At 74.9% G+C, this 24,274-nt stretch carries 25 protein-coding genes and 1 riboswitch; of the genes, 13 read left to right on the forward strand and 12 right to left on the reverse strand.

Translation table 11 applies throughout. The annotated features are described in order from the left end of the window. On the forward strand, window positions 1-738 hold the full coding sequence (locus tag ACH4TG_RS07280; RefSeq protein ID WP_398241150.1) for a hypothetical protein: 738 nt from the start codon (window positions 1-3) through the stop codon (window positions 736-738). 119 nt (window positions 739-857) lie between these two features. On the opposite strand, the gene ACH4TG_RS07285 is transcribed toward ACH4TG_RS07280, so the two are convergent. Further along, window positions 858-2,012 carry a helix-turn-helix domain-containing protein gene (locus ACH4TG_RS07285; RefSeq protein ID WP_398241151.1) on the reverse strand — a complete coding sequence of 385 codons (1,155 nt, stop codon included), beginning with the start codon at window positions 2,010-2,012 and terminating at the stop codon, window positions 858-860. Between the two features lie 233 nt (window positions 2,013-2,245). Between ACH4TG_RS07285 and ACH4TG_RS07290 the strand changes: the two genes are divergently transcribed. From ACH4TG_RS07290 to ACH4TG_RS07300, 3 genes are all read left to right on the forward strand, one after another. Next, window positions 2,246-3,217, forward strand: coding sequence for an amidohydrolase family protein (locus ACH4TG_RS07290; protein ID WP_398241152.1), 972 nt, complete (start codon window positions 2,246-2,248; stop codon window positions 3,215-3,217). A gap of 17 nt (window positions 3,218-3,234) precedes the next feature. Further along, complete coding sequence (locus tag ACH4TG_RS07295) at window positions 3,235-3,732, forward strand: NUDIX hydrolase (RefSeq protein ID WP_398241153.1); 498 nt, start codon at window positions 3,235-3,237, stop codon at window positions 3,730-3,732. Between the two features lie 201 nt (window positions 3,733-3,933). Then, window positions 3,934-4,524, forward strand: a complete 591-nt coding sequence (locus ACH4TG_RS07300) for a DUF4240 domain-containing protein (RefSeq protein ID WP_398241154.1) — start codon at window positions 3,934-3,936, stop codon at window positions 4,522-4,524. A 22-nt stretch (window positions 4,525-4,546) separates the two neighbouring features. Here ACH4TG_RS07300 and ACH4TG_RS07305 read toward each other — a convergent pair whose 3' ends face one another. After that, window positions 4,547-5,203 (reverse strand): N-acetylmuramoyl-L-alanine amidase, encoded by a 657-nt coding sequence (locus ACH4TG_RS07305; RefSeq protein WP_398241155.1) that lies wholly within the window; start codon window positions 5,201-5,203, stop codon window positions 4,547-4,549. Window positions 5,204-5,675: 472 nt separating this feature from the next. Next, a riboswitch (cyclic di-AMP (ydaO/yuaA leader) is annotated at window positions 5,676-5,816 on the forward strand. 11 nt (window positions 5,817-5,827) lie between these two features. Here ACH4TG_RS07305 and ACH4TG_RS07310 point away from each other — a divergent pair. After that, window positions 5,828-6,862, forward strand: a complete 1,035-nt coding sequence (locus tag ACH4TG_RS07310) for a M23 family metallopeptidase (RefSeq protein ID WP_398241156.1) — start codon at window positions 5,828-5,830, stop codon at window positions 6,860-6,862. Between the two features lie 225 nt (window positions 6,863-7,087). Here the strand turns inward: ACH4TG_RS07310 and ACH4TG_RS07315 are convergent, their stop codons facing one another. From ACH4TG_RS07315 to ACH4TG_RS07330, 4 genes are all read right to left on the reverse strand, one after another. Further along, the gene (locus ACH4TG_RS07315) at window positions 7,088-7,393 is read right to left on the reverse strand and encodes a hypothetical protein (RefSeq protein ID WP_398241157.1); all 306 of its coding nucleotides are present in this window, start codon (window positions 7,391-7,393) and stop codon (window positions 7,088-7,090) included. Window positions 7,394-7,470: 77 nt separating this feature from the next. Continuing rightward, window positions 7,471-8,361, reverse strand: a complete 891-nt coding sequence (locus ACH4TG_RS07320) for an XRE family transcriptional regulator (protein WP_398241158.1) — start codon at window positions 8,359-8,361, stop codon at window positions 7,471-7,473. 230 nt (window positions 8,362-8,591) lie between these two features. Continuing rightward, window positions 8,592-9,785 (reverse strand): hypothetical protein, encoded by a 1,194-nt coding sequence (locus ACH4TG_RS07325; RefSeq protein ID WP_398241159.1) that lies wholly within the window; start codon window positions 9,783-9,785, stop codon window positions 8,592-8,594. Between the two features lie 210 nt (window positions 9,786-9,995). Continuing rightward, window positions 9,996-10,601: a helix-turn-helix domain-containing protein gene (locus ACH4TG_RS07330; protein ID WP_398241160.1), complete on the reverse strand. Its 606-nt coding sequence runs from the start codon at window positions 10,599-10,601 to the stop codon at window positions 9,996-9,998. Between the two features lie 346 nt (window positions 10,602-10,947). Between ACH4TG_RS07330 and ACH4TG_RS07335 the strand changes: the two genes are divergently transcribed. Together ACH4TG_RS07335 and ACH4TG_RS07340 are read left to right on the forward strand one after the other, a co-directional pair. Then, on the forward strand, window positions 10,948-12,030 hold the full coding sequence (locus ACH4TG_RS07335; protein ID WP_398241204.1) for an NAD(P)/FAD-dependent oxidoreductase: 1,083 nt from the start codon (window positions 10,948-10,950) through the stop codon (window positions 12,028-12,030). A 116-nt stretch (window positions 12,031-12,146) separates the two neighbouring features. After that, window positions 12,147-12,887, forward strand: coding sequence for an SAM-dependent methyltransferase (locus tag ACH4TG_RS07340; protein ID WP_398241161.1), 741 nt, complete (start codon window positions 12,147-12,149; stop codon window positions 12,885-12,887). Between the two features lie 29 nt (window positions 12,888-12,916). Here the strand turns inward: ACH4TG_RS07340 and ACH4TG_RS07345 are convergent, their stop codons facing one another. Beyond that, window positions 12,917-13,336 (reverse strand): 2'-5' RNA ligase family protein, encoded by a 420-nt coding sequence (locus tag ACH4TG_RS07345; protein WP_398241162.1) that lies wholly within the window; start codon window positions 13,334-13,336, stop codon window positions 12,917-12,919. 289 nt (window positions 13,337-13,625) lie between these two features. On the opposite strand from ACH4TG_RS07345, the gene ACH4TG_RS07350 reads away from it, so the two are divergent. The 6 genes from ACH4TG_RS07350 (at window position 13,626) to ACH4TG_RS07375 (ending at window position 18,280) form a co-directional block, all read left to right on the forward strand. Then, a complete protein-coding gene (locus ACH4TG_RS07350; protein ID WP_398241163.1) occupies window positions 13,626-14,522 on the forward strand; it encodes an aminoglycoside phosphotransferase family protein in 897 nt (298 codons plus the stop codon). A gap of 154 nt (window positions 14,523-14,676) precedes the next feature. Beyond that, window positions 14,677-15,213 carry an NADPH-dependent FMN reductase gene (locus ACH4TG_RS07355; RefSeq protein ID WP_398241164.1) on the forward strand — a complete coding sequence of 179 codons (537 nt, stop codon included), beginning with the start codon at window positions 14,677-14,679 and terminating at the stop codon, window positions 15,211-15,213. Window positions 15,214-15,345: 132 nt separating this feature from the next. Beyond that, on the forward strand, window positions 15,346-15,942 hold the full coding sequence (locus ACH4TG_RS07360) for a GNAT family N-acetyltransferase (protein WP_398241165.1): 597 nt from the start codon (window positions 15,346-15,348) through the stop codon (window positions 15,940-15,942). Between the two features lie 82 nt (window positions 15,943-16,024). Next, window positions 16,025-16,636, forward strand: coding sequence for an HAD family hydrolase (locus tag ACH4TG_RS07365; protein WP_398241166.1), 612 nt, complete (start codon window positions 16,025-16,027; stop codon window positions 16,634-16,636). Window positions 16,637-16,660: 24 nt separating this feature from the next. Next, window positions 16,661-17,398: a hypothetical protein gene (locus tag ACH4TG_RS07370; protein ID WP_398241167.1), complete on the forward strand. Its 738-nt coding sequence runs from the start codon at window positions 16,661-16,663 to the stop codon at window positions 17,396-17,398. A gap of 18 nt (window positions 17,399-17,416) precedes the next feature. Next, window positions 17,417-18,280: an alpha/beta fold hydrolase gene (locus tag ACH4TG_RS07375; protein ID WP_398241168.1), complete on the forward strand. Its 864-nt coding sequence runs from the start codon at window positions 17,417-17,419 to the stop codon at window positions 18,278-18,280. Here the strand turns inward: ACH4TG_RS07375 and ACH4TG_RS07380 are convergent. From ACH4TG_RS07380 to ACH4TG_RS07400, 5 genes are all read right to left on the reverse strand, one after another. Continuing rightward, window positions 18,262-18,564 carry a hypothetical protein gene (locus ACH4TG_RS07380; protein ID WP_398241169.1) on the reverse strand — a complete coding sequence of 101 codons (303 nt, stop codon included), beginning with the start codon at window positions 18,562-18,564 and terminating at the stop codon, window positions 18,262-18,264. The two genes, ACH4TG_RS07375 and ACH4TG_RS07380, sit on opposite strands and share 19 nt — an antisense overlap. A 27-nt stretch (window positions 18,565-18,591) precedes the next feature. After that, complete coding sequence (locus ACH4TG_RS07385) at window positions 18,592-20,085, reverse strand: PrsW family intramembrane metalloprotease (protein WP_398241170.1); 1,494 nt, start codon at window positions 20,083-20,085, stop codon at window positions 18,592-18,594. A gap of 60 nt (window positions 20,086-20,145) precedes the next feature. Beyond that, on the reverse strand, window positions 20,146-20,883 hold the full coding sequence (gene trmB / locus ACH4TG_RS07390; protein ID WP_398241205.1) for a tRNA (guanosine(46)-N7)-methyltransferase TrmB: 738 nt from the start codon (window positions 20,881-20,883) through the stop codon (window positions 20,146-20,148). Window positions 20,884-21,200: 317 nt separating this feature from the next. Then, window positions 21,201-22,430, reverse strand: a complete 1,230-nt coding sequence (gene lhgO, locus ACH4TG_RS07395; protein ID WP_398241171.1) for an L-2-hydroxyglutarate oxidase — start codon at window positions 22,428-22,430, stop codon at window positions 21,201-21,203. A 133-nt stretch (window positions 22,431-22,563) separates the two neighbouring features. Next, window positions 22,564-23,979 carry an MFS transporter gene (locus ACH4TG_RS07400; RefSeq protein ID WP_398241172.1) on the reverse strand — a complete coding sequence of 472 codons (1,416 nt, stop codon included), beginning with the start codon at window positions 23,977-23,979 and terminating at the stop codon, window positions 22,564-22,566. Window positions 23,980-24,274: the final 295 nt, after the last annotated feature.

The raw sequence follows: 24,274 nt of genomic DNA on the forward strand, positions 1-24,274 counted from the left end.
ATGCGCGTCCTTCCCTCGGCAACCGGTGCGGCTCTGGCCGTGGCGGCGACCGTGCTGCTCAGCCCCACGGCCTTTGCCGACGCACCCGGTGACAACGGCACCGTCAAGATCCACGATGCCAAGACCGATGAGGAACTGGTCAAGAACGAGCCCCACGTCTGCACCTTCTACCTCGACGCCTTCTACTTCGACGGCCGGCAGCAGGCCGCCTGGGAGATCGACCAGCAGGCGCCCACGGGCAAGGCGGTCGCCGCGAAGGGCGCGATCACGCTCGACGCCAAGGGCCACGGCCGCACGGCGGACATGACGCTCCCCGACGGCCACTACAAGCTCGTCTGGAACTTCGACGGCGAGCACGGCAAGGCCAAGCACAAGGTGTTCTGGGTCGCGTGCGACAACGGCGGCACGCCGACCCCGTCGGACTCCGGCTCGCCGACGCCCAGCGTGTCCGACACCTCGACCGCGCCGGGCAGCACCTCGGGCGGCAGCAGCTCGGGCGGCTCGGAGTCCGGTGGCAGCTCCGGCGGTTCGGAGTCCGGCGGGTCCACGGGCACCCCGGGCGAGTCCGGCGGCAGCACCTCGGCCTCCCCGTCGCCGTCCGCCACCACCGGCTCGGACAGCGGCAGCCTGGCCTCCACCGGTGCCTCCGTCGGCGGTATCGCCGCGCTGGCCGCGGTGCTGCTGGGCGCGGGCGTGTTCGTGCGGTTCCGCCGCAAGGGCGCCGCGCGCCAGCACTGAGGCCGGAGCACCCGCGCACCGACCGGCGGACGGTCCGATCCGCTGCGTTCCGATCGGCTGACGCGACGAGGCACTGACGTGGTGCCGCCGCGGCCGTGATCACCCCGCAGGAGGGGTGGTCACGGCCGCGCGGCGTTCAGCCAGGTGTGCAGGGCCCACCACCAGCGAAGGGTGGGAAGGACGCCTGGATCGTCGAACGCGTCGGCCGCGCCGGTGAGTCGGGTGAGGCGCAGCAGGCGGTGGCGCGCGGTGTTGGGGTGGACGTGGAGGGCCGCCGCGGTCAGGTCGAGGCGGTGGCCCAGGTCCAGGTACGTCAGTGCGGTGCGCGCCAGTTCGCGGTGGAAGGCGTCCGCCGGGTCGAGGGCGCCCAGCATCTCCCCGGCCAGCAGCGCCGCCAGGGCCGGTTGCGCGGCGAGCGCGGTCTCGCCCGCCAGGTCGGTCAGCCGCCGGACGCCGGTCAGCCCGTGCGCGGCCGCCGCGGGCAGCGCCTGCGCGCACAGCCGGTGCACGGCGGGCACGCCGTCCAGCGGCACCGCGGGGGAGACCAGCAGCAGCGGCCCGTCCCCGATGGCGTCCCGCCGGGCCGGCAGCCGCGGGGCCAGTCCGGAGAAGCGCCCGTCGACGAGGCCGAAGAGCGCGCCGGGCACGTCCAGTTCGCGTTCCAGGGCGCGCGCCCGCACGGGGTCGGTCACCGCCGACAGCACGCAGTGCAGCCGGGCGCCCGGGTCGAGTCCCGCCTGCCGCACCTCCGCCTCCGGCAGCGGTCCGCCGGCCCCGTCGTGCAGCAGCCGCCGCAGCAACTGGGTGCGGGCATCGCGTGCGGTGCGGGCCAGTTCGAGCTGCGCGGTGTGGTAGCCGTTGATCACGTGGCGCTCCATCGCGCCCGCGTGCCGGTCGAAGTGGAGCAGTGCGTCCAGGAGTTCGCGGTCGGGGACGCCCGCCTCCCGGGCGCGGGCCACGCCGATCTCCAGCGCCCGCCGCCGGCCCGCCTGGACGCCGTGCAGCAGGGCGGTCAGCGGCACGCCCTGCTCGGCGCGGTCGGCGCCGAGTGCCGCCGCGACCGGGTCCTCGTCGGGGAGTCCGGCCGCGGGATCGTCGAACGACGCCAGGCCGGACGCCAGCAGGACGGCGACATGCCGCCGGTTCTCGGCCTCGGGCAGCCGGGCCACCTCCGGCGAGGTGCGGGCGGCCGCGATCACCTCGTCCACCACCCGCTCGTCGGCGACCATCGCGCGCAGCACCGCGCCCAGCACGCGCCGCCCCTCGTCGGCCATGCCGTCCCACCTCCTCGCCCGCCGGGCTGCCGAACGTAACACGCACGCCCCGCCCGCCCACCGGCCCCGAAGCTGCGCCCCCGGGCCGCCTTCGCGGACCGCTCGCCGCCGTCCCGCAGTCGCACGCAACCGGGCGGGCGGGGGCTCGCCGGGCGGCCCGGGTGACGGATCCCTCACCCGCCCCGGGCCGAAACGGTGGACCCGCCCCCTCACCAGGGACGATCGTGGGCGGTATGAACGATCACCGCACGGCGCGCTCCGACCCCGCAGGCCCGGCCGACGACGAGGCCGCGCAGGGCGGCGTCATCGACGGCGACGCGGCGGAGGCCCGTGAGGTCCGGCGCTTCTGGGGCGGCCTCGGCCTGCCCGGGCTGGTCGACGTCCACACGCACTTCATGCCCGAGCGCGTCCTGCACAAGGTCTGGGAGTACTTCGACGCGCAGGGGCCCCTGATCGGCGGACTTCAGTGGCCGATCGCCTACCGCAAGCAGGAGGACGAACGGGTCGCCGTCCTCAGGCGGTTCGGCGTCCGGGCCTTCACGGCGATGCTCTACCCGCACAAGCCCGGCATGGCCCGGTGGCTCAACGGCTGGGCGGCCGGCTTCGCCCGGCGTACCCCCGACTGCCTGCACACCGCCACCCTCTTCCCCGAGCCGGGCGTCGAGACGCTCGTCGCCGAGGCCGTCGACGCGGGCGCGCGGGTGTTCAAGGCACACGTGCAGGTGGGGGCGTACGACCCGGCCGACGAACTCCTCCAGCCCGCCTGGGGAGTGCTGGCCGAGGCCGGGATCCCGGTGGTGATCCACTGCGGCTCAGGACCGGCGCCCGGCAAGCACACCGGACCCGAGCCGATCGCGCGGGTGCTGGCGCGCCACCCGCAACTGCCGCTGATCGTCGCGCACATGGGGATGCCCGAGTACGAGGACTTCCTCGATCTCGCCGAGCGGTACCCGCAGGTGCGGCTGGACACCACGATGGCGTTCACCGGCTTCACCGAGGACTTCATGCCCTTCCCGCGCCGGGCGCTGCCGCGGCTGGCGGCGCTCGGCGACCGCGTCCTGCTCGGCACGGACTTCCCCAACATCCCCTATCCCTACGTGCACCAGCTCCACGCCCTGGAGGGGCTCGGCCTCGGGCCGGAGTGGCTGCGCGCGGTGTGCCACGACAACGCGGTGACACTCTTCGGGCTCCGGGCGGGAACGTGATCCACTAGCGTGTCCTGATGCCTTCGCCGAACCTTCGCCACGCGGTCCGCGCGCTTGTCCTGGACGAGGACGAACGCCTCCTGCTCTGCCGGTTCGTCTTCGCGAAGCCGTCCGGGCCGATCGTCGTCTGGGCGGCGCCCGGCGGCGGCGTCGAGCCGGGGGAGACGCCCCTTGCGGCCCTGCGCCGGGAGTTGGACGAGGAGGTGGGCCTGGCCCTCGACGGCACCCCGCCGCACGTCTGGCACCAGGAGGTCGTCGAACCCGGCCACGCGGCGGGCTACGACGGCGTGGTCAACGACTACTTCCTGGTCCGCACCGCCGCGTTCGCGCCCCGCGGGGCGATGTCCGACGAGGAGCTGGCCGCCGAGCACATCAGCGGCCTCCGGTGGTGGCACCCGCGGGACATCGTCGCCTACCGGGGCCCCGACCTGTTCTCCCCCCGCGACCTTGCCACCCCCCTGACGGCCCTCCTCACCTCGGGCCTCCCCGCCGAGCCCGTCCGGCTCGGCCTCTGAGGCCCCTTTTTCGCCGCGCCCTCGCCGCCGGTCGCTGCGCGGCGGCCTTCGCTCTTCCGTCAGCCAGGCGCGTCGTCGCAGGTCGGGAAGGCTCCGGGGGGCGGAGACGGGCAGGGTGCGGGGCCCGGGGAGTGGGAACTGAGCGTCCATCAGGTGGAATTGCCCCTGCGCGCAGTGACAGCCCGCTGGCATAGTCGCGGCATGGAGACGGATCCCCTCTGGACTCTCATCGCGGACAGCAGGCGGCAGGGGCTCACCGGTGACAAGCGGGACGCCTGGCTCCGCGAGGCCCTCCTGCGGACGCCGCTCGACGGCATCATCGGCTTCCAGGCGGGCCTGGAACGGCGGGTGGCGCAGTCCAGGACCTGGAGCCTGTGGGCCGCCGCCGACCGCGTCTTCGGCGGCTGGTGCTCCGACGACACGTTCTGCTACTTCCAGCACTGGCTGATCGGCCTGGGCCGCCCGGTGTTCGACGCGGCGGTCGACGACCCGGACTCCCTCGCGTACGTCCCCGAGGTGCTGCGGCTGTCCGCCCGCCCCCGCGAGAGCTGGTACGACGACCACCCGACCTGGGAGTCGCTGGACCGGCTCGCCCCCGAGGCGTACGAGCGCGTGTCGTCGCTCCCGGCCGACGCCCTGGACGCCGCCGTCCGCGCGCGGCGGGCCGCCTCCGGCCCGCGCGGCACCACCGGTACGGCGCCGCGCGGCGACCGGTGGAGCGCGCTGGACGAGCCGGAGGCGGCCCGCCGGCTGCCCCGGCTCAGCGAGATGTTCCCGCTGCCGCGGCCCTGAGCGCGGGCGGGGTCCGCGGCCGTCAGACGCCGTTGACCAGCCGGATGTACCGCACCCAGTCCCAGTTGGGCCCGGGGTCGGTGTGGTCGGTGCCGGGCACCTGGTAGTGGCCGATGATGTGGTCGCGGTCCTTGGGGATGCCGTACTTGTCGCAGATCTCCGCGGTCAGCGCGGCCGACGCGTGGTACATCGCGGTGGTGAAGTACGACGGCTGGTCCACCCAGCCCTCGTGCTCGATGCCGATGCTGCGGGTGTTGTAGTCCCAGTTGCCGGCGTGCCAGGCGATGTCCTTCTCGCGCACGCACTGGTCGATCGCGCCGTCCGCGGACCGCACGACGTAGTGCGCGGCCGCCGCGTGCGTCGGGTCCTGGAACAGCTTGATGGTGTCGGAGAAGGTCTCCTGCGTCACGTGGATCACCACGAGGTTGACCGGGTAGGCCGTGGGGCGGCTGGACACCGTGTAGTTGGAGGTGCTGGCCGGGGCCCAGGTGGCGCCCGGGTAGTCGACGGCCGCGGCGGAGGCCGTGCCGCGGCCGGTCCACAGCTCGCCGGCAAGTCCCGCGGTGGCCGCGGCGCCGAGCGCGAGGCCGCCGCGCAGCAGCGAGCGGCGGCTCGGCGGGGCCGAAGGGCCGGAGGCGGTCCCGGCGTGGGGGGTGGGGGGATTGCTGGGACGTGCCATGGCGGGCTCCTGAGGCGTCGCAGTGCGGACGTACCGCGGACGGATATGGACGAGTGCATGACAAGAACGTCGAGCCTGCCCATCGTGGGGCCGGTCGCCGCGGCCTGCCAAGCGGTTCGCGAATTGGCACAGGTCCAGACCGCTGGCACCCGGTGCACCGGGCGGCCGGCACCCGGTGCACCGGGCGGCCGGCACCCGGTGCACCGGGCGGCCGGCACCCGGTGCGCCCGCCGTCCGCCGCCGACCGCGTCCGCTCGCTCACTGACTGTAGTCACTCGCGTCGTCCCCGCATAACAACTGACACACGCTCATCTCTCCGCCAGGTCACGCCGGCTGACCGCTTTACGCCTTCTGTGCGCCGTGTGTCCGATTGGTTCCGCCGCCAACTCCCCGATTCGGCTTGGATTTCCCCCCCGGCTCTATTAACGTTCGATAACGCAGCGCGGTCGTCACCACCGCCGTCAGAGGCGGCACCGTGCGCTTGCCGAATCCCGTCCGCGGGAACCGGGGACCCGAGATCCTGGGGTGAATCGGGCGGCCGCAAGGCCGTTCGTAGGAGACCTTCCTGCTCCGAACCCGTCAGCTAACCCGGTAGGCGAGAGGGAAGGAAAGGAGAGCGCCCCCGTGGCGTCGAACCAGCCTGCCTACGCACCCGCCCGGCCCGAGACCGAGGCCGGAAACGGCGACGCGCCGCGGCCGGGACCCGACGGGGAGCAGCCCGCCTTCGCCTTCTTCGCCGACACCCACTCCACCGGTGGCTCCGACGCCGCGCGCACCGCCGCGGACTCCAGCGCCCACCGGATGCCGCGCCAGCGCACCATGGCCCGCGGCGGGACCGTGCTCGGCATCGCGGCGATGGCCGCCGTCGGCGCCGGCGGTGTCGCCGCCGCCGCAACGCCCGGCGCCCCCGCGCCGGGTGCCGCGCCGGCGGCCATCTCCGTGCCCGACGTCGTCCCCGCCGAGGCCGACCCCGTGCCCGCCTCCGCGGCGGCGCCCGCCGCCACCCCCGCGCCGAGCGTCATCAGCGACCCCGGCGAGGCGCTGCGCGCCCGCATCATCGGCCAGGCCACCGCGGAGCGCGAGGCCGCCGCCCAGGCGAAACGGGACGCCGCCGCGAAGGCCGCGGCCGAGCAGGCCGCCCGCGAGGCCGCGGCGCGCAAGGTGCGCGAGCAGGCGGCCGCGGCGAAGGCCGCCGCCGAGGCGAAGGCGAAGGCCGACGCGGAGGCCGCGGCCAAGGCCGAGGCCGAGCGCCTGGCCGCGCTCGCCGCCTCCTACATCAAGCCGCTGGCGTCCGCCACGCTGACCAGCACCTTCGGCGAGGCCGACCCCTGGGGCAACCTGCACACCGGGCAGGACTTCGCCGCCCCGACGGGCACCCCGGTGCACGCCGTGCACGGCGGCACCGTCACCTCCGCGGGCTGGGCCGGCGCCCAGGGCTACCGCGTGGTGCTCACCCTCGACGACGGCACGCAGCTCTGGTACTGCCACCTGTCGACGATGTGCGTGACCGAGGGGCAGGTGACGACCGGCGACACCGTCGGCCGCGTCGGCGCCACCGGCAACGTCGCGTCCCCGCACCTCCACCTGGAGGTCCGTCCCGGCGGTGCCGCCCCCGTCGACCCGCTCCCGTGGCTCCGCTCCCACGACGTGGCGGTCTGACGACCGGCACGCATCCCCCGAACCCCGGCGGCCCTGGCGAACCCCCCCTTGTCAGGGCCGTCGGCCTGTCCGCGGAAGGTCGAGCCGCCCGCTCCCCGTGGCCCCGCAGGGCGCCCTCCCGGACGTACCCAACTGGGGCGCCGCGCGACGGCGTGACCCGGCCGCGGGCCGGCCACGCCGTGCCGACGACCCACGGTCCGGGCCCGAACTCCCGCCGGGCGAAGGCTACTTGGCGGAACGGCCGGCGACGGCCCAGGAGGCCGCGGCGACGGCGCCGGCGACGGTGAAGACCGCGGGCCAGGCGCCGAGCTTCTTGGCCAGGGGGTGCGAACCCGCGAAGGCCGCCACATAGGCACCGGTCAGGGCAGCGGCCGCCCCTGTGCCGGCCTGCTGCCGCCACTCGCGGGCGGCCACCGCGCCGGCCGCGGCCAGCGCCGCGCCGCCGAGTTCGCGCCGCTTGGTCCACCGGGCGATCGCATAGCCGCCGACCAGCCCGCCGGCCGCCACCGTGCTCGCCGAAACCCCAGCCATGCCGTCCTCGCTTCCGTCGCGCCCGCGGGGCCGCCCCTTGTCCTGGAACGTCCCGTCACGTGCCGTTCGGTCCGAGACTAAGCGGTCTCCCCGCCGCCCGGTGGCCCGGGGTCGACCGGCGCAGGGTCGACCGGGCCGGGGGCCGGGGCGAACAGCGGAGGGCGGGGGACCGGCCGCCCGCCCGCGTCGAAGAGCAGGAAGATCAGCCGTCCGCCGGGCACCCCGAACGGGCCGGCCGCGCACATGGTGACCCAGCCCGGACCCAGCTCGGGGTGGAGCATCGGCCGCGACTCGTCCGCCCGCGGGCCCATGAACTCCGCCGACGGCGACTCGTACGCCGCGGCCACCACCGGATCGCGCCGCACGTCGGCCTGCAGCCGGGCCAGCGTGCGGTTGTGCGGGTTCGCCGAGACCGCGTGGCGCAGCTGCGGCACCAGCAGCGGCAGCCAGCTGTGCTCCCAGTCGCTCAGGGTCGTCCGGGCCTCGGGCGCCAGCAGCATCCACCGCATGGTGTTCCGCGGCACGTCCTCGTCCCTGAACAGCCGGGCGAACGCGGTGTTGTAGGCGACGACGTCCCACGCGACGTCGTTGAGGTACGCGATCTCGCCGGTCGAGCGCAGCACCCGCTCCCACGGCCGCGGTATCGCGGTCCCGGGCCGCGGGTCGAGCGGGCGGGCCGGCAGCAGGCCCGTCGCGTAGAGCACCACGGCCTCCCACTCGTGGTCGCTGAGGTGCAGGATCCGGGCGATGGGGGCCAGCACGTCGGTGCCGATGTGCGCCAGCCGGCCGCGTTCGACGTAGCCGTACTTGTGCTCGGGCCAGCCCAGCAGCAGGGTCATGTGCTCGTGCGTGAGCCCCTGGACCCGGCGGCCGCGCGGGTCGGCCCGGGGCGCGAGGCCCAGGTCGGCGGGGTCGACGCGCGCCCGCGCCCGGGCCAGCAGCGCCTGCAGGGCCTGGCGGTTGCGCATGCGTCACCTCCGCGTCTGTGGCGTGGGTCGGCGCCGGTACGCCGGACGAGCTGGGGCCCGCGTGTCCTCACCTGGCCGGTGCGGGCCTCGGTGGGGCCGTCGTGGGCCCCGCCGGGGCCGGTGTGGATCGGCGTCGATCCGGCCCGATCCGGCGCGGGTCCGCGCCGGTCAGGACCGTACGGCCGTACGGCCGGGGTACGGGAAGCCTACGCGAGCAGGAAGCCACGCCCCTACGGCAGTTGTGTCCGGTCGAGCCCTGCGGACAGCCGGAAGCCCGCCTCGAACCGGCTCGCCGCGCCGAGGCGTTGCATCAGCGTCTGCATCACGTCCGCCACCGCCCCGGTGTCGACGCCGAGTTCGCGGGCGATCCAGCCGTCGTCGTAGCCGTAGGACATCAGCCGCACGACCGTCTCCTCGAACGGGCTCAACTGCGGCCCCCCGGACGGCAGTCGGCCCTGGGACGGCGTGACGTACGGGGACGCGCGGACCCAGTACGCCTCGAACATCGCCAGGAACGACGGCGCCAGCACCGAGCCGCCGATCCGGATCACCGGCTCGTCCGGACCCGGTTCGCCGTTCGCCAGGGCGCGGCCGGGATACCCGGACAGGAAGACCGTGTCCCGGTCGAAGATCATCACGTCGTTGAAGGTGCGCACGATGCGGTCGATGACCCGGATCTCGACGCCGACCTCCGCCACCTGCCGCAGGAAGCGGTCGCAGTCCGGGTCCCGCAGCACCTCCGCGCTGTACAGCGCGCGCATGCGGATGCCCCGCGCGGCCATCGCCGCGCCCAACTGCAGGTTGGCGTCCAGGGTCACGCGGTCCGACGACAGCCGGCCCGGGACCAGCACGTCGACCGACTCGCGCACCGCGCCGACGATGCCCTGCAGTGCCCGCTCGCGGCTGCCCGGACCCCGGTACTCCTGGACGAGCACCTGCCGGCTCTCCGGGCCGTCCGGCTCGTCCGTCCCGTCGTCGTCGGCGCCGACGGCGGCAGCGGTGGCGGTGGCCGTCCCGGTCGCCGTGCCCAGGGCTTCCGGGCCGCTCGGGCCGTCGGGGCCCGAGGCGCTCGGGCCGAAGACGTTCAGCAGCTGGTGCGTCGTCTCGTTGGCCTCCTGCACGCTGCGCAACTGCGCGTTGGCGTGCGAGGTGTAGCTGCAGACCAGGGTCCGCAGTGCCGTCTCCGGATCGACCGCCTCCACCCGCCCGCCGGTCACCTCGACCAGCGCCAGCTCGCGCAGCGTCCGCCAGCCGGCCGCCACGCGCTGCGGGTCGAGCCCGGAGGCGGCGCTGATCTCGGCGACGCTGCCGTGCCCGCCGTGCGCGGCGGCGATCTCGAACAACGCAGCCGCGGCGGGCATGTCGCCCGGATCCCCGCCGATCGGCGGCGGCGCGCACGCGCCTTCTCTCGCTTCGGATTCCATCCGAGTGGACCTTCCTCGCCCGACCGGCGCGATCGGCGGTTTCCCGCCGCCGGTGCGCGCGAGCCCCCCGTGGGCCGGGTGGGCGACTCCCTACTGGAACTGAGTGTTACAGCAGCCTCACGACCTTTTCCAGAGCGAATCCGTCGAGGGAATGAAGAGGGGCAAAGCTGGTGAACGGGACGGTTCCGCCGGATGGTTCACGGAGTGGGGTCAGCGGCTGGGGCGCGCACGGACGTGCATGCGCTCCCCTTGAGCACCGTACAGGCTGAGCCACTCCACCGGCGTGGTACCGGCGTTGGCGAAACCGTGCGGGGTCCGGGTGTCGAACTCGGCCGCCTCGCCCGCCGTCAGCACCAGGTCGTGGTCGCCGAGCACCAGCCACAACCGCCCGGACAGCACGTACAGCCACTCGTAGCCCTCGTGCGTGCTCTGGTCCGGCCGTACGGACTGCGGCTTCCCGTCGGGGCCCGTCCGCGGCGGCAGGATCTGCTTGTAGGCGTTCAGCCCGCCCAGGTGCCGGGTCAGCGGCACGAACGTCTGCCCGTGCCGGGTGAACGGGCGCGGGTAGATCCGCGGGTCGCCGGTGGCGGGCGCGCCCACCAGTTCGTCCAGCGGCACCCGGTACTCCCGGGCCAGCGGCAGCAGCAGTTCCAGGGTGGGCCTGCGCTGCCCCGACTCCAGCCGGGACAGCGTGCTCAGCGAGATGCCGGTGGCGTCGCTGACCTGCGCGAGCGTCACCCCGCGCTCGCGCCGCAGGGCCCGCAGCCGCGGCCCGACCGCGGTCAGCACGCCGGTGATGTCGTGGTCGTCGCTCACCCCTCCATTTGCCGACCCGGCAAGAACCTTTGTCAAACCGACAGGGGCTGCCGGACGCTGTCCGGCGAGCGGTCCTGGCGTCCAGGACGGCCCGTGGCCGTCCCTGCCGGGCGGCGTGCGACCTGGGCGGATGCCGCGCGAGCGGGGCGTTTCCGAACGGCCCTGCCGTCCGGCGGCGAGCGCGTCGCCCGCCGATGGCGCGGGCGCCAGCCGGGTGGCGGAGGGCCGCGAGGCGACGTGACACGAAGGGAGCAGGCGGGTGGAGACAGAGGCGACGGGCGCGGGGGCGCCTGAACGGGACGGACGACGGGGGCCCGAGCGGAGCGATCCGCACGACCGGTACGACGTGGTCGTGGTCGGCGGCGGCCCGGCCGGACTGAGCGCGGGCCTGACCCTGGCCCGCGCCCGGCGCTCGGTGCTGGTCGTGGACGCCGGCCGGCCCAGGAACGCACCGGCCGAGGCCATCCACGGCTTCCTCGGCCGCGACGGCGTACCGCCCGCCGAGCTGCTGGCCGCCGGCCGCGCGGAGGTGCGGGCGTACGGCGGCGAGGTCATCGAGGGGACGGTCGTGTCGCTGGCGGCGCGGGAGGGCCGCGGAGCCGGCGGCGGAGCTCGTGCGGACGGTGGGCCGGACCGGGAGGACCGGGAGGACGGGAACACCGCCGGGTTCGACGTCGTCCTCGCGGACGGGTCCCGCGTCCGTGCGGACCGGCTGGTCGTCACCACGGGACTGTCCGACGAACTCCCCGACGTCCCCGGCCTGGCCGAGCGCTTCGGCCGCGATGTGCTGCACTGCCCGTACTGCCACGGCTGGGAGGTCCGCGACCAGCCGATCGGCGTCCTGGCCACCGGCCCGCTCGCCGTCCACCAGGCGCTGCTGTGGCGGCAGTGGAGCAGCGACGTCGCCCTCTTCCTGCACGCCGGCCCCGAACCGGTCGAGCCCTCGGACGAGGAGTACGAGCAGCTGGCCGCGCGCGGCATCGCGGTCGTGGACGGCGCGGTCGCCGGGCTCGCCGTCGACGGGGACCGGCTGACCGGCGTCGTGCTGGCCGGCGGGCGCACGCTCCCGGTCCGCGCGCTGGTCGTCACCGCGCGGGTACGGGCCAACGCGGAGGTGCTGCGCGCGCTCGGACTGGACGCGGCCGAGCTGGAGATGGGCGGGCACCCGGTCGGCACCGCGGTCGCCGCCGATGCCATGACCGGCGCCACGTCCGTGCCCGGCGTGTGGGTCGCGGGCAACGTCACCTCGCCCCCCGACCAGGTCGTCAGCGCGGCCGCCGCCGGGGTACGGGCGGCCGCCGCCGCCAACGCCGACCTCGTCGCGCGCGACGTCCGCCGGGCCGTCGCCGCCCGCAACGCGCCGTTCTCCGCCGAGATGGAGCGGCAGGCGGCCGAGCGGGTGCTCGGGGTACGGCGGCACGGCGTGTGAGGCAGCCGCGCGGCGTGCGAGGGCGCGGTGCGGCGTGTGAGGACGCGGTGTGGCAACGGGCGCGACAGCGGTCTGTCGCAGGGGTACTACGGAAACGACGAAGGGAACATGGGGACATGAGCAGCAGCGACGAGGCGCAGGCGGAGCACGTGACGCACACGGGTCACGCAGGGCCTGCGGGCCACGGGGACCACGGCGGCCAGGCCGGTCACGACGGTCATGGCGGGGAGGCCCCGGAGGCCACCGCCGAGGAGTACTGGGACGGCCGGTACGGCACCGAGCGGATGTGGAGCGGGCGGCCCAACGCCGCCCTGGTCAGGGAGGCCGCCGACCTCATCCCGGGCACGGTCCTCGACCTCGGCTGCGGCGAGGGCGGCGACGCGATCTGGCTCGCCCACCAGGGCTGGCAGGTGCGGGCCGTGGACGTCTCGCAGGTCGCCCTGGACCGCGGGGCGGAGCACGCGGCCGATGCGGGCGTGACCGCGGGGAGCATCGAGTGGCAGCGGCACAACCTCGCCGACACCTTCCCCGACGGCAGCTTCGACCTGGTCTCGACGCACTTCCTCCACTCGCCGATCGAGATCCCGCGCGAGCGCATCCTGCGGTCGGCGGCCGACGCGGTCGCGCCCGGCGGCGTCCTGCTGATCGTCGGCCACGCCGGCCTGCCGCCGTGGGCCCCGGAGCCCGCCCACGAGGTGAGCTTCCCCACCGCCGCCGAGGTCCACCACGACCTCGAACTCCCCGACGGCGCTTGGGAGGTGCTGGTCGCCGACGAGCTGGAACGCGACGCGACCGACCCCGACGGCAACCCGTCGCGGCTCACCGACAGCGTGCTCAAACTGCGCCGCCGCGCGTGAGGTGGGTGCCGCTCGGGCCGCGGGACCGGTCACGCCTGAGCGGCGTCCCGTTCGTCCGGGAGGACCACGACCTCCCACGCGGCGACGCGGGCCCGCACTTCGCCCACCGGATGCAGAGCGCTGACCGCCCGCCCGAGCGCGCCGCCCTCCAGGCCGGCGGCCAGCGTGCAGTGCGGCACCCACACGCCGGGCCGGAAGTGCCCGTGGGGCCCGCCGCCGTCGCCGGGCAGCGCCGCGTGCACGGCGGCGTGCGCCGCCACCAGCGCCTGGGTCGGGGTCACTCCGAGAAACAGCACGCCCTGGTCCCCGCCGAACACCCCCAGCAGATCCATGGCCAGCTCCAGCCGCCCCCCACCGGCCCGTTCCGCCGCCCGGACGGCAGCTTCCCCCACGACATCGGCCACCGCGAACGTCACATGCGGCCGGTACGACGGCATCCGTGTCGCCAACCCACGCTCCACCAACCGCCGTTGCAGCCCCACGACAGCCCTCTCGGCCACCCCGTCCAGAACCCCCACCAACGCTTCCGCCATCCCCCGAGCATCCCGCCCACGCCCACCCCGAGCCACCCTTTTCCGCCCCGGGCAACACCGCGGGGCGCCCCCTCGGGGACGCGACCCGCCGTGCGCACAGGCGCACCTCCGCCGTGGCTGGGCCGCGCGTTCAGCCCAGGAGCCACAGCGAGTGTTCCGGAGAGCGAGACCCGCTCCGCCGACCGCCTGGGTACTGTGACGTCGCATGGCCGACACCGAGATCGAGATCACCGCGGACCTGGTCCGCGACCTGCTGCAGGAGCAGCATCCAGACCTTGCAGGGCTGGCCATCCGGGAGGTGGCGGGCGGCTGGGGCAACCAAATGTGGCGCCTCGGGGACGAGTTGGCCGTGCGCATGCAGCGCATGGACCCCACCCCGGAGCTCCAGCTGAAGGAGCGGCGGTGGCTCCCCGTGCTGGCCCCGCGCCTGCCGCTGCCGGTGCCGACCCCGGTGCGGTCGGGCGAACCGTCCGAGCGCTTCCCCAAGCACTGGACCGTGATGACGTGGGTTCCCGGCGAGCCGCTGGACCACGGCTCGATCAGCCGCGGCGCCCACGCGGCCGACACGCTGGCGGGCTTCCTGCGGGCGCTCCATGTGGAGGCGCCCGCCGAGGCGCCGGTCTCCACGGACTTCGGTGCCCATCCCAAAGACTGCACGGACGGCTTCGAGAACTTCTTCCGGGGCGTTGTCCCCGACGACATCGCTGCCGACGTCCGGGCCGTCTGGGACGACGCCGCCGCGGCCGACGCGTGGGAGGGCCCGCGGGTGTGGGTGCACGGCGACCTCCATCCCGCGAACGTCGTCGTGTCGGACGGAACGCTCTCGGGCATCGTCGACTTCGGTGCCCTGTTCGCCGGCGACCCGGCGTGGGACCTCGCCGCCGCATGGGTGCTGCTGCCCGCGGGCATGGCCTCACGGTTCTTCGACGCGTACGCGAACGCGGACGAGGCGGCGATCCGGCGCGCCCGCGGGCTCGCCGCGATGAAGAGCCTGTTCCTGATGGCCATGGGGCAGAGCGGAGAGCGGGGCCTTCCCGGCGGCAAACCGCACTGGGGACCCGCGGGCCGGGCGGCACTTGAGCGTGTCCTGAAGGGCGTTTGAGGCACGTCGTCGCGGATCTCGGCAAGCGGTGCCCGTTGGGCCGGGCCAGGCCGGGTCAGGCCGGGTCAGGCCGGGGAGCGCAGGGCCCGGGCCGAAGAGGGGGTGAACGCGGTGCACTCGATCGCGCGCCCACCGAACGTGGAAGCATGGGCGCGTGACCCCGACCCTCCTCCTCATCAGCGGCAGCACCCGCGACGGCTCGGTCAACTCGGCCGCGCTGCACACCGTCGCCGACCTCCTCGGCGAGGAGATCCGCCCGGTCGTCTACGACGGCCTCGCACGGCTGCCGCACTTCAACCCGGACGACGACCGCGACCCGCTGCCCGCGGAGGTCACTCGGCTGCGCGGCCTCATCGAGGCGGCCGACGCCCTGCTGTTCTGCACGCCGGAGTACGCCGGCGACCTCCCCGGGTCGTTCAAGAACCTGCTGGACTGGACCGTCGGCGGCGCGGAGACCAGCGGCAAGCCCTCCGGCTGGATCAACGCCTCGTCCGCGCCCACCGGAGCGGCCGGTGCGCACCGCGCGCTGCGGACCGTCCTCACCTACACCGACGCCCGCATCGTCGAGGAGGGCTGCGCGGACATCCCGGTCCCGCGGTCCGTGGTGGACCCCGCGACGGGGCTCGTCACCGACCCCGCCGTCCGCGAGGCGATCGCCGCCACCGTCCGCGGCCTGCTCGCCGCCGTCTGAGGCCCTGAGGCAAGGCCGTTGACGGGGCCGTCCGCCAACCCGCTGTCCGCCAGGTGGAATTGCGTGGACGGCGCCGGCCGCCCCACCTAGCGTCGCAAGGCGGCGGCGGGAACGGCAGCGAGAGGAGCCGGCATGGCACCGGTACGGTTTCGGGCGGCGGACGAGCGGGACGCCGCGGAGGTGGCCCTGCTGCACGCGGACAGCTGGCGGCGGCACTACCGCGGGGCGTACGCCGACGCCTTCCTCGACGGCGACGTCGTCGCGGACCGCCGGGCGGTCTGGTCCGCCCGGCTCGCGGCCACCGGCCCGGACGCCGCCACGACCGCAGTCGCCACGATCCTCGCCGAGGACGACCGCGGCCTCGCCGGCTTCGTGCACGTGGTCCTCGACGAGGACCCCCGCTGGGGCAGCCTCGTCGACAACCTGCACGTCGCGCACACCCACCGCCGCGCCGGCATCGGCACGGCGCTGATGGCCCGCGCCGTCGCGGCGATCGGGGAACGGGCGGCGAGCCCGGCCATGTACCTGTGGGTGCTCGAACAGAACACCTCCGCCCAGGAGTTCTACCGGGTCATCGGCGGCACGTGCGTCGAGACCGTCGAGGTCGGCCCGCCCGGCGGGGACCCGGCGCGGCTCAACGGCTCCCCGAACAAGCTCCGCATGGCGTGGCCCGACGCCGCCACGTCCAGCGCAGCCACGCCCGCCTCCGCCACGTCCGCCTCCGGGTGACCGCCGCCGCGGCTTGACCCTGCCCCTGGGGCAGCCCCCAGCGTGGCCGGGGAAGGAACCGACCACGGCGGAGGGAGCCGGCATGCAGCAGCGCTGCGTCATCCTGGACATCGGCGGCGTACTGGAGTTCACCCCGGACACGGGCTGGCCCGCGCGCTGGGAACGCCAACTCGGCCTGCCCGCAGGGGCGATGGACGAGCGACTCGCGGACGTGTGGCACGCCGGCGCCGTCGGCACGATCGACGAGATCGCGGTACGCACCGAGGTCGCCGCCCGTCTCGGCCTCGACGCGGCCCGCGCCGACGCCCTGCTGGCCGACCTGTGGACCGAGTACCTCGGCACACCCAACACCGAACTGATCGCATACGTAGGGGAGTTGCGCGGCCGCTGCGGCCTCGGCATCCTCAGCAACAGCTTCGTCGGCGCGCGCGAGCGCGAGTCCGCGGCCTACGGCTTCGACACCCTCGTCGACCAGCTCCACTACTCCCACGAGACGGGCCTGCTCAAGCCCGATCCCCGCGCCTACGAGGCCGTCTGCGCCGCGCTGGGCGCGAGCCCAGAGGACTGCCTGTTCATCGACGACTTCCCGCCCAACATCGAGGCGGCCCGCGCCGCGGGCCTCCCCGCGCACCTCTTCGAGGACAACCCCGCTACCCTCACCCGCATCGCGGCCCACGTGGGACCGGCCGTGTGACGACACGCGACGGGGGGCGAGGCGGTGCGGGAGCGGATCGACCTGGGGGCGGCCGCGGTACGGCTGGCGGCACTCCGCCGGAGGTGGCAGGCCGCGGGGGTGCGGGTCGCGCCGCTCACCTGGCAGGACGCGTCGGGCGAGTGGGGGAGTGACGTACCGGCCGACCCGCAGCGGATCCTGGTCGAGGCCGCGGCCCCCGACTGGGGCGTGGCCGTGCTCGCCGTGCTGTCCGCCGACGGCCGCGCGCGGACCGGCTTCGCGTCGGCCACCGAGGAGTGGTGGGAGCCCACCCGCCGCCTGCGCTCACTGGACGCCTGGGACACCCTGCTGGACTCCCTGGTGCACCGGGCACCCGAACTGCGCCTCCAGCCCGCCCAGTTGGTCGCCCGCACCTGCACCACGGGCCGGCTCGACCCGGTCCACGGCACACTGTGGATCACCGCGGACAGCCTGGTCCGGATCCGCAGCGGCTTCGCCGTGACGGCCCTGCAGGGGTTCGGCGTCGGCACGTCAGCGAAGAAGTCGGGCCGCCCGCTGTGCTACGCCCCCGCCGACCTGCTGGCCGCCCACCGCACCAACCGCGTCATACCCGTGGCGTCCATCGCGCGCGCCCACTTCCGCCGCGGCCTGGCCACCACCTCCTTCACCGTCGACCTCGCCGACGGCACCCGCCACCGCCTCCTCTGGCTCTCCAACGAGCCGGCCCAGCGCCTCCTCACCGACCGCCTCCTCCCCCTGCTCGGCAACCGGCTGACCGCCTGAACCCCGTACGGTGGGCCCATGCCGGACGACTTCAGCGCCGCGCGCACAGCGCCGGTCCATGTGACGGTGTGGGACGACGGTGCCGGGCCTGGAGCGGCACGCGTCCTGCTGGTGCACGGGACGATGACGTGGGGGACCGAGAGCTTCGCCGAACAGCGGCCGCTGGCACGGCGGTTCCGCCTGGAGGTCATGGACCGCCGCGGCTACGGCGGCAGTCCGGACACCGCCCGCAGCGACTACGAGGCCGACGCCTCGGACATCGCGGGCGTGCTGGCCCGCACGCCGGAGGGAGCCCATCTGGTGGGGCACTCCTATGGCGGGGTCTCCGCGATGTTCGCCGCGGCGCGGCACCCGCGGCTGGTGCGGTCCCTGACGCTGATCGAGCCGTCCGCGCTGCGCGCCGCCGAGCACGACCCCGTCGTGGCCGCGGCCCTGACCCGTATGCGGGCCGCGTTCTCCCCACCGCCCGACGACATGACGGCCGAGGACTTCCTGACGGTGTCCACCGAGCCGTACGGGCTGCCCGTCCCGGAGTTCACCCCGCAGCGGCTGCGTGCGACCCGCACCGCGATGCGCGAACGGGCCGCCTGGGAGGCGGAGATCCCCCTCGCGCCCCTGGCCGCCGCGCCCTTCCCCAAGCTCGTCCTCAACGGCACGTGGGAGACCGCGGACCCGGAGCACCGCGCCTTCAACGGCGACGCGATGGCCGCCTGCGGCCGGACCGTCGCCACCCTCATCGGCGCCCGCCACATCACCGTCCCGGCCACCGCCCACGACCCCCACCGCGACCGCCCCACCGACGTCAACCCCGTCCTGGCGACCCACTGGTCGCCCCCCGCGGGACCTGTTCCGGGCCCGCGCAATCAGCGCGCGGGCGGGTAGGGGCGCAGCCCGGTCGCCTCCAGGGTCCAGGGCCCCAGCGCCACGTCGTCGCCGAACGCGTAGTCGTGCTGGCCCCGGTAGCGCGTGCCGTCCGGGGCCGCGCCCGGATCGGTGAAGACCGTCAAGGTCGCCTTGCGGGGGTCGACCTGGTGGCGGATGCGAAGAGCGGTGCGCCTATGCGGCCTGGACGGCGGCACCATCAGCACGATCCGGTCGTCCGCGATCTCGTAGCCCCTGGCCGTGTCAGGCGTGTGCCGGGAGAGTTCTTCGGCGACCGCGCGCATGCGCTCGTAGCCCCTGACCCCATCTCCCTACAGGTGCTTCGGCGGCGCGTAGGGATTCGAGGGGGGTGGGGAGGAGGGGCCCGGGGTCGGGTGCGGGTAGGCGTGCGGGGGCGGGTAGGAGGCGGCGGGGCCGTAGGGGGTGGCCGGGTTCTGGTGGTAGGTGAGGAGGCCGGGGCGGGGGGCCGGCACCTGCCAGGGCGCGGGCACCCAGCGGGGCGGCGGGCTGGCCGCGTGCAGGAGGGCCGGCTGGGCCAGGGCCTTGCGCTGCCAGAGGTGGTGCAGGAGTTCGGCCTCGCGGGCCGCGTAGTCGGGGGCGGGCGCGCCGCGCGTGGCGGCCCGGCGCAGGAACGCCAGATGCGTGGCGAACGCCGCGTACTCCCGCACCGCGCGCGACGCCACCTCCCCCTGGAAGCGGCGGGCGACCCTGCGGGCCTCGGCCCGGATCCGCATCGTGCCCAGCGCCGCCGGCTCGGCCGGCGCCAGCCAGCCGGCCGCCGCGTACGCGGGCAGGACCCTGCGCACCGTCCGCAGTTCGTTCGACCGCGCCCAGAACGCCAGCCACACCAGCATCCCGAACGCCGGGATCATCACCGCCACGTACAGCGTCAGGAAGGTCAGCGGGGACGTCAGCGACGAGCCGTTCCACGTGCCGTGCAGGCCCATCGCCAGCATCCAGCCGGCCACCGGCGGCGCCCACCGCCAGCGCCACCGCCGGCCCGGGCGGACGACCGCCGCCAGCGCGAACCCGATGCCGGTCATCGACGTGAACAGCGGGTGCGCGAACGGCGTCATCAGCACCCGCACGATGAACGTCGCCACCGTCGTCGTGCCGATGCCGTGCGACCCCAGCGCCTTGTCCTCGCCGAACGCCGTCCCCAGATACAGGATGTTCTCGGTGAACGCGAAGCCCGTCGCGGTCAGGCCGGCCACCACGATGCCGTCCAGCACGGACTCGAACTGCCGCCGCCGGAAGAGGAACAGCAGCAGGATCGCGGTGCCCTTCGCGGTCTCCTCCACCAGCGGCGCCACGAACGTGGCCCCCCAGTGGTCGGACTGCGTCGGCGTCCCGGAGAACGTCGTCGCGAGCAGCTTCGCGCCGTACTCGTTGGCGAACAGCGCGACCAGCGTCGCCGCGCACGCGCCCCACGAGAAGGCGAAGACGACGTTCTGCCACGGACTGGGCGCCACGTGGTCCAGCCACAGGAACACCCACAGCAGCAGCGGCACCGGCAGGATCGCCAGCGCCAGCCCGACCAGGAACGGCTCGGTGCCTATGTGGTGCCGGACCAGCGCGAGGATGACCACACCGCACACGGCCAGCACCGTGAACAGCGCACCCGTGCGCACCCCCTTGCTCTCCCAGAACGACTTCCGCGGGGCGTACTGCCAGGTGCCCGGCGCGGGAGCGGGCACGTCGGCGGCCGACCCCGGTGCCTGCGCGACCTGCGGCTGGACGGGCACGGACGTCGGTGCGGGCTGGGAGTCGGAGGAGGAGGGGACGGGGGACGGAAACGTTGACACCCGACGACAGTACGGTGCCGGGTGCCGCCGCGCGAGGGTGTACGCAGGTGCGACCGGCGCTCAGACCCGCGTGAACAGCAGGTCGTGCACCACGTGGCCCTTCGCCAGGCCCTGACGCTCGAACTTCGTCATCGGCCGGAAGTCCGGCCGCGGCGCGTAGCCGGTCCCGCCGTGCGGCCCGCCCGCCGGGTAGCGGTTGGCCAGACCCGGCGCCGCCTCCAGCACCTCCAGCATCTGCTCCGCGTACGGCTCCCAGTCCGTCGCGCAGTGCACCACCGCGCCGGGCGCCAGCAGCGGCGTCACCAGCGCGAGGAACGACGGCTGGATCAGCCGGCGCTTGTGGTGCTTGGCCTTGGGCCACGGATCGGGGAAGTACACCCGCAGGCCCGCCAGGGACGCCGGCGGCAGCATGTCGCGCAGCAGCACGATCGCGTCGCCGTTGGCGACCCGCACGTTGGTCAGGCCGTCGCGTTCCGCGAGCATCAGCAGATTGCCCTGGCCGGGCGTGTGCACGTCCACCGCGAGGATCCCCCTCGACGGATCGGCCGCGGCCATCTGCGCGGTCGCGTCACCCATGCCGAAGCCGATCTCCAGCACCACCGGCAGCTCCGCCGAGCCGAAGAGCCCCGCCAGATCCAGCGGCGAGCCGTCCAGCTCCACCCCCCACTGCGCCCAGTGCCGGTCGATCGCCGCCGCCTGCGCCTGCGTGATCCGCCCGCGCCGCGCGTGGAACGAGCGGATGCGGTGCTCCGTGCGCGAGCCCGCCGGGTCCGGCGCCGGCCCCGACGGGAACTTCACCGTCGCGGAACGGCCCTGAGCACGGACGCCTCCCGAGGCAGGAACGGCGGACGCGGCAGCACGGGGAGTGGCGGATGAAGTGGACACAGTGCCTCGATTCTACGGTTTTACCGCGCAGTGAGCGACGAAGGAGCGAGCGAGCACGATCGACCGGCAGACACCGGGTCTAAGGGCCCGGCGGCGAGAGGCCGGCAAAAAAGGGGCCAGGACGTTCACTCTGCGGACTCGGGTAACCGATCACCTTCAGCTGATCCGTTCCCCCTGCAAGCCACCCGCACCGATCACCTTCAGCCGATCCGTTCACGTGGTGAGCAAGGTCACCCGCCCCCACCCCCGCCCTCCAACGCGGCCAGTGCGCGGCGGGCGACCTCGCGGCCGATGGGGAGGGCGGCGGTGGCGGCGGGGGAGGGGGCGTTGAGGACGTGGACGAAGGGGCCCGAGCCGCCGAAGAGGAAGTCGTCGACGAGCGTGCCGTCGGGTAGTACGGCCTGGGCCCGGACGCCCGCGGGGGCCCGCACGAGGTCCTGCGGGCGCAGCGCGGGCAGCAGCCGCCGGGCGTCGGCGGTGAAGGCGCGTTTGGACAGGGAGCGGCGGATCTCGCCGGCCTCCTGGCGCCAGTGCCGTCGCGCGATCCGCCACGTGCCGGGGAACGCCGCGGTGTCGGCCAGGTCGCCGAGCCGGACGGTGCGGCGCCGGTAGCCCTCGCGGGCCAGCGCGGGAACGGCGTTCGGGCCCAGGTGCACGCCGCCGTTCACGTCCCGGGTCAGGTGCACGCCGAGGAACGGGAACGCGGGGTCCGGGACCGGGTAGACCAGCCCGCGGACCAGGGAGCGCCGCTGCGGCACCAGCTCGTAGAACTCGCCGCGGAACGGCAGGATGCGCATGCCGGGCTCGTGGCCCGCCAGCCGTGCCAGCCGGTCGCTGTACAGGCCCGCGCAGTTGACCAGCACGCGGGTGCGCAGCGGCGCGCCGTCCTGCGTGCGCAGCGTGATGCCGGTGCCGTCGTGGTCGATCGCGGTGACGCGCCGCCCGTACTGGAGGGTGCCGCCGGCGTCCTCGACCAGGCCGGCGAGCGCGGCGGCGACCCCCGCGAAGTCGCAGATCCCGGTGGACGCCACGTGGATCGCGGCCAGCCCGGCGACCTCCGGCTCCCGCTCGCCGATCTGCGCCGGGCCCAACTCCCGTACGGTCAGACCGTGTTCCCGCCCGCGCTGGATCAGCGCGTGCAGCCGCGGCAGCTCGTCCTGCCGGGTGGCGACGATCAGCTTGCCGGTGACCTCGTAGGGGATGCCGTGCTCGGCGCAGAACTCGGGCGTCTCGGCGGCGCCCGCCAGCGCGTAGCGGGCCTTGAGGCTGCCGGGGCGGTAGTAGATGCCGCTGTGGATGACGCCGCTGTTGCGGCCCGTCTGGTGGCGGGCCGGCCCGTCCTCCTTGTCGATCACCGTCACCGAGGCGTGCGGTTCCTGCTGGAGCAGGGCGTACGCCGTCGCCAGGCCGACGATGCCGGCGCCGACCACCGTCACGTCCCTGCGGCTGGGGGTGGTCATCTGCGTGCGGCTCCTCGGTGCCGGTGGGTGCCTGCCGTGCCGGCCGTCCGCCGTTCCCGCCCAGGGGCGGGCCGCCGGCCGCGCACGGGGCGGGCCGGCGCGAGGGTGCCCGGAGGCGGCCGGTCAGGGCCGATTATGCAGGGGCCGCCAGCAGCGGGCGCGCCCTTTCCCGCAGCTCCAGCACGCGTGGCTCGTCGTTGTACGGCTCCAGCCGGTGCAGCAGGTCCCTGACGTACTCGGTGGTGCGCGCCGACGAGATCCGGTTGGCGACCTCGACGGCCTTCACTCCCGCGGCGCAGCACGCGTCGAGGTTGCCGGACTCCAGCTCGGCCACCGCCGACACCACGAGCCGCAGCCCGTGGGAGCGGACGAACTCCTCCGTCGGCCGGGCCAGCGCCTGCTCGGTGAACCGCTGGACCTGGCGTGGGATCTTCAGGTCGCGGTAGCACTCCGCGGCGTCCGCGGCGAGCCGGTCGTAGGAGTAGAAGCCGAGCCAGCTGGGGTCGGCGTCGCCCTCGCGGGCCCGCTCCAGCAGCCCCTCGGCCGCCGCCAGCGACGCCCCGCAGGCCGCCGCCTCGCCCGCCTTGGCGTGCGCCCGCGCCTCCACCAGGTGGAAGAAGCTCATCGTGCGGGCCGTGGCCAGGCCGCGGTTGCGCTCCAGCGCGGCCTGCGCGAGGTCCACGCCCTCGTCGGCGAAGCTGCGGTACGTGGCCTGCAGCGACATCGACGCCAGGACGTACCCGCCGAGCGGCACGTCCGCGGCGGCCCTGGCGAGCCGCAGCGCCTGGATGTAGTAGCGCTGTGCGGCCTCCTGCTGGCCGGTGTCGAAGGCCATCCACCCGGCCAGCCGGGTCAGTTCGGCGGTCGCGCCGAACAGCGCCCGGCCCACGTCGTCGCTGTACGAGCCGAGCAGCAGCGGAGCCGCCTCGACCCGCAGGCACTCCGGGACCATGCCCGAACGCCAGTCGCCGCCCCCGTACTTGGAGTCCCACCGGCGCGCGTCCTCGGCGGCCTCGCGCAGCTTCGTGACGTCCGTGTGCCCGACGTGCGCCATGCCGGGGGCCGGTGCGTCCCGGGCCACCGTCGCGTCCGCAGGGGTGATCAACCACCGCGAAGCGGGCGTCACGTAAGCGCTCACTGCGAAAGATCCGGCCAGGCTCTGCCAGATGCCCGCGCCGCCGGGCCCGCGCCGGCCGCCGAGGTCCAACCGCCACAGATCGGTGGCCGATTTCACCGCCTCCGCGACATCCCGGGGGAAGGCCAGACCCACCTCGGGTGCCGGATCGGAGTCCGCCAGGCCTATCTCGTGCAGTGGCACCGGGCGGCCGAGCTTCCCGGCGATCGCGGCGGCGATCAGATGGGGCGCCGCGCCCTGCGGCACCATGCCCTTGGTGACCCAGCGGGCCACCGACGTCTTGTCATAACGCAGCGTCAGACCGCGTTGCGCACCGAGATCGTTGACCCGCCGGGCGAGTCCCGCGTTGCTGATCCCCGCAACGCCGAGAAGGGCGCCGAGTTTCTCGTTCGGCCCGCGGTGTTCTCTGTTCACTGCGGTTCACCTCGTGATGCCGCTGGGGCAGGCCGGCCGGCCTGGTCATGTCGTGGGGTTCGGGGGTCGCCCTCCCCATGGAGCCCGATTCAGCCACCGCGCGGACCGCATTGCGGTCTGCGCGCTGCGTGTGCCGGATACCCGAGCCGCGCGTACGTGTGCGAACCGGATACACCCAGCGTAGTTCGCCGGATCCCGACCGTTAAGAGCCTTGTGCCGGATGGCCGGAATCCGGCCCCCCGGTGGAAGCTTTGCGCGCGTGATCCGGCGTGTGCTCCCGGTATATGTGGCCGTG

It is taken from the genome of Streptomyces sp. NPDC020917 (assembly GCF_044333795.1).
Lineage (GTDB): Bacteria > Actinomycetota > Actinomycetes > Streptomycetales > Streptomycetaceae > Actinacidiphila.

What these genes read in the sequence shown, in the direction of transcription:
- ACH4TG_RS07280 (WP_398241150.1), top strand. Translation starts at nt 1, where the DNA reads ATGCGCGTCCTTCCCTCGGCAACCGGTGCGGCTCTGGCCGTGGCGGCG.
- ACH4TG_RS07285 (WP_398241151.1), bottom strand. Translation starts at nt 2,012, where the DNA reads ATGGCCGACGAGGGGCGGCGCGTGCTGGGCGCGGTGCTGCGCGCGATG.
- ACH4TG_RS07290 (WP_398241152.1), top strand. Translation starts at nt 2,246, where the DNA reads ATGAACGATCACCGCACGGCGCGCTCCGACCCCGCAGGCCCGGCCGAC.
- ACH4TG_RS07295 (WP_398241153.1), top strand. Translation starts at nt 3,235, where the DNA reads ATGCCTTCGCCGAACCTTCGCCACGCGGTCCGCGCGCTTGTCCTGGAC.
- ACH4TG_RS07300 (WP_398241154.1), top strand. Translation starts at nt 3,934, where the DNA reads ATGGAGACGGATCCCCTCTGGACTCTCATCGCGGACAGCAGGCGGCAG.
- ACH4TG_RS07305 (WP_398241155.1), bottom strand. Translation starts at nt 5,203, where the DNA reads ATGGCACGTCCCAGCAATCCCCCCACCCCCCACGCCGGGACCGCCTCC.
- ACH4TG_RS07315 (WP_398241157.1), bottom strand. Translation starts at nt 7,393, where the DNA reads ATGGCTGGGGTTTCGGCGAGCACGGTGGCGGCCGGCGGGCTGGTCGGC.
- ACH4TG_RS07320 (WP_398241158.1), bottom strand. Translation starts at nt 8,361, where the DNA reads ATGCGCAACCGCCAGGCCCTGCAGGCGCTGCTGGCCCGGGCGCGGGCG.
- ACH4TG_RS07325 (WP_398241159.1), bottom strand. Translation starts at nt 9,785, where the DNA reads ATGGAATCCGAAGCGAGAGAAGGCGCGTGCGCGCCGCCGCCGATCGGC.
- ACH4TG_RS07340 (WP_398241161.1), top strand. Translation starts at nt 12,147, where the DNA reads ATGAGCAGCAGCGACGAGGCGCAGGCGGAGCACGTGACGCACACGGGT.
- ACH4TG_RS07350 (WP_398241163.1), top strand. Translation starts at nt 13,626, where the DNA reads ATGGCCGACACCGAGATCGAGATCACCGCGGACCTGGTCCGCGACCTG.
- ACH4TG_RS07360 (WP_398241165.1), top strand. Translation starts at nt 15,346, where the DNA reads ATGGCACCGGTACGGTTTCGGGCGGCGGACGAGCGGGACGCCGCGGAG.
- ACH4TG_RS07365 (WP_398241166.1), top strand. Translation starts at nt 16,025, where the DNA reads ATGCAGCAGCGCTGCGTCATCCTGGACATCGGCGGCGTACTGGAGTTC.
- ACH4TG_RS07375 (WP_398241168.1), top strand. Translation starts at nt 17,417, where the DNA reads ATGCCGGACGACTTCAGCGCCGCGCGCACAGCGCCGGTCCATGTGACG.
- ACH4TG_RS07380 (WP_398241169.1), bottom strand. Translation starts at nt 18,564, where the DNA reads ATGCGCGCGGTCGCCGAAGAACTCTCCCGGCACACGCCTGACACGGCC.
- lhgO (WP_398241171.1), bottom strand. Translation starts at nt 22,430, where the DNA reads ATGACCACCCCCAGCCGCAGGGACGTGACGGTGGTCGGCGCCGGCATC.